Genomic DNA, 2,812 nt, shown 5'->3' on the forward strand with positions numbered 1-2,812 from the left:
CACAAGTTACGTCTGCGTAGCGGCCGCCCACCACGGCCGCTACGCAGACGTAACTTCGGTTCGGTCCGAGGCGAGCAGCATCGTCAGCTGCGCGCGGAGGATCTCACGGACCCGCTGCGCGCTCAGTGCGCCGTGGGGTGTGATCGCGTCCGTCGTCAGACCGCCGATGAGGGCGGAGAGCTGTGCGGCACACCTCTCCGGATGAGGTGTCCGCAGCGCCGCGAACGCCTCCGTGAGCACCGCGGAGAGATCATCACCCATCCGCGCCGCGGCCGGGCGGAAGACCGGCCTGATGCGCGAGGCGAGGATGAGCTCGAGCAGTGCGACGGCCTCCCCGTGCCGCTCCTCGTCCAGCGGCAGCAGCTCCTCCACGAGCGCCTGCAGCGCATTCAGCGCCTCCTCCCCGGTGAGCCCGTGCAGCTCCTCGACGGGGTGCCGGGCGAGCCTGCGCCCCATACGGTCGCCCGCCTCCGCCGCGACCGCGACGAGGAGGTCCTGGTGGCCGTCGAAGTAGTGGCGCACCGAGCCGATGTTGAGTTCCGCCTCCGCCGCGACGCGACGCAGGGAGAGCCCTTCCAGGCCCTCGGCGACGAGGAGGCGCAGCGCCGCCTCGATGATGTGGCGTCGTCGCACACCTGGATCGATCCGTGCGGGCACGGCCACCTCTCTTCCGACTGTTCTGCTGCTTCTGCCGCACTTCGCGGCACGCCTCACGGCGGACTCCGGCACACCTCACGGCCGCCCCGCGCAGGGCCGGCTCAGCTCAGCCTCGCGTCAGCCCGGCCGGTCCGAGCCCGGTCGACCCGTGCACGGTCGGCCGCATCGACCCGGCCGAGTCAGTCCTGGTCCCAGACAGGGTACGCGGTCTCCCGCACCTCCCCGTCCGCACGGAAGTGGAGGAACCTCTCGAAGTCGCGGGCGAACCACCTGTCGTGCGTCACGACGAGGACCGTCCCCTCGAAGAGGCCCAGCGCGTGCTGCAGCGCCTCGGCGGAGACCAGGTCGAGGTTGTCGGTCGGTTCGTCCAGCAGGAGCAGGGTCGCCCCGCCCAGTTCGAGGAGGAGGATCTGGAACCGTGCCTGCTGACCGCCGGAGAGCGACTCGAAATGCTGTTCGGCGGCCTGCGCGAGCTCGTAGCGGGCCAGCGCCCGGGAGGCGTCCTCCCGCGGCATCCCTGCGCGGTCGCCCTCTCCCCGGTGCAGGATCTCCAGCAGCGTGCGGCCCCACAGGTCCGGGCGTCCGCGATTCTGCGCGAACCAGCCCGGACGCACCCTGGCGCCCAGCATCGCGGTGCCGGAGTGTGGGACGGGCTCGATGACCGCCTCGGCCACGGGCGCCTGCTCCGGACCGGGATCGCTGCCTCCGCCGGCCAGCAGCCGGAGGAAGTGCGACTTGCCGGATCCGTTCGCGCCGAGCACCGCGATGCGGTCGCCGTACCAGGCCTCGAAGTCGAACGGGCGCATGAGCCCCGTCAGCTCCAGACCCTCGCACACGAGCGCCCGCGTGCCGGTGCGTCCGCCGCGCAGACGCATCGCGAGGTGCTGCTCGCGCGGCTGCGCCTCCGGCGGACCCACCTCCTCGAAGCGCACCAGACGCGCCTGCGCCGCCCGATAGCGCGAGGCCATGTCCGAGTTGTACGCGGCCTTCTGCTTGTACGTCGCCACGAGTGCGCGCAGCTTCGCACGCTCCTCGTCCCATCTGCGGCGCAGCTCGTCGAGGCGTTCGAACCTGTGCCTGCGCGCCTCGTGGTAGGTCCCGTATCCGCCCGCATGCGTCCACGCCGTGCTGCCCGCCGCTCCCAGCTCCAGGGTGACGATCGCCGTGGCCGCCCGCGCCAGCAGCTCCCTGTCGTGGCTGACGAAGAGCACGCCCTTGTCCGTGTCCCGGAGCCGGTCCTCCAGCCAGCGCTTGCCGGGCACGTCGAGGGAGTTGTCCGGTTCGTCCAGCAGGAGCAGATCGTCCGGTCCCCGCAGCAGCGCCTCGAGGGCGAGGCGCTTCTGCTGACCGCCGGAGAGCTCCGCCAGCGGCCGGTCCCGGCACTGCTCGTAGGGCAGTCCCAGCGCGGCGACGGTGCACGTGTCCCACAGCACCTCGAAGTCGTAGCCGCCCGCGTCTCCCCAGGCCGTCACCGCCGAGGCGAAGGCCATCTGCGCGTCCGTGGAGCCCTGGGCCTCCATCACTGCCTCCGTCCGCGCCAGGCGCTCCGCCGCGGCGCGGATCGCAGGAGGGGCGACGGACGCGAGCAGCTGTGCGACGGTGCCGCTCGTGACGAACTGCCGCATGACACCCAGTGAGCCCGTGTGCACGGCTCTCCCGGAGTCCGGCGTGAGCTCCCCCGTGAGGCATGCCAGCAGGGTGGACTTGCCCGCGCCGTTCGCTCCGATCAGCGCCACCCGCTCACCGCTGCCCGCGCTCAAGGACACGTCGTCGAGCAGCGGGCGACCGTCGGCCAGCGTGTACGTCAGCGAGGTGACTTCGAGATGCGCCATGCCCCCGAAACTATCACAGCCGTGATAGACAGCGGCCGCTCAGCCCGGTTCCCTACCGTGGGAACGAGCAGAGACGCCCCGGAGGAAGGACCCCCATGCCACGTGCAGAGAACCGCCCTCACGCAGAGAGCGAATCCCACGCGGAGAACCGCCCGCAGCTCCCCGATTCGCTCGAGGACCGCGCCGCCCTCGGCTCCGGTGAGAACTTCTGGCACACCCGGGCCCGCGGCGGCATCCCGTCGATCACCCTCTCCGACGGACCGCACGGACTGCGCAAGCAGACCGGCTCCGCAGACCACCTCGGCCTCTCCGGCAGCGGGCCC

3 protein-coding genes are annotated in these 2,812 nt (G+C 71.9%); 1 reads left to right on the forward strand and 2 read right to left on the reverse strand.

The window, feature by feature from the left end; translation table 11 throughout:
* Positions 1-39 precede the first annotated feature (39 nt).
* Together Q0A33_RS00230 and Q0A33_RS00235 are read right to left on the reverse strand one after the other, a co-directional pair.
* Positions 40-657 carry a TetR family transcriptional regulator C-terminal domain-containing protein gene (locus tag Q0A33_RS00230; protein ID WP_291791404.1) on the reverse strand — a complete coding sequence of 206 codons (618 nt, stop codon included), beginning with the start codon at positions 655-657 and terminating at the stop codon, positions 40-42.
* A gap of 179 nt (positions 658-836) precedes the next feature.
* Entirely contained in the window at positions 837-2,489 is a 1,653-nt protein-coding gene (locus tag Q0A33_RS00235) for an ATP-binding cassette domain-containing protein (protein WP_291791407.1), read from the reverse strand.
* A 95-nt stretch (positions 2,490-2,584) separates the two neighbouring features.
* Here Q0A33_RS00235 and Q0A33_RS00240 point away from each other — a divergent pair.
* The coding region (locus Q0A33_RS00240) for a hypothetical protein (protein ID WP_291791410.1) at positions 2,585-2,812 on the forward strand (228 nt) is incomplete at its 3' end.

This window comes from Brevibacterium sp. (assembly GCF_022712115.1).
GTDB classification, from domain to species: domain Bacteria; phylum Actinomycetota; class Actinomycetes; order Actinomycetales; family Brevibacteriaceae; genus Brevibacterium; species Brevibacterium salitolerans.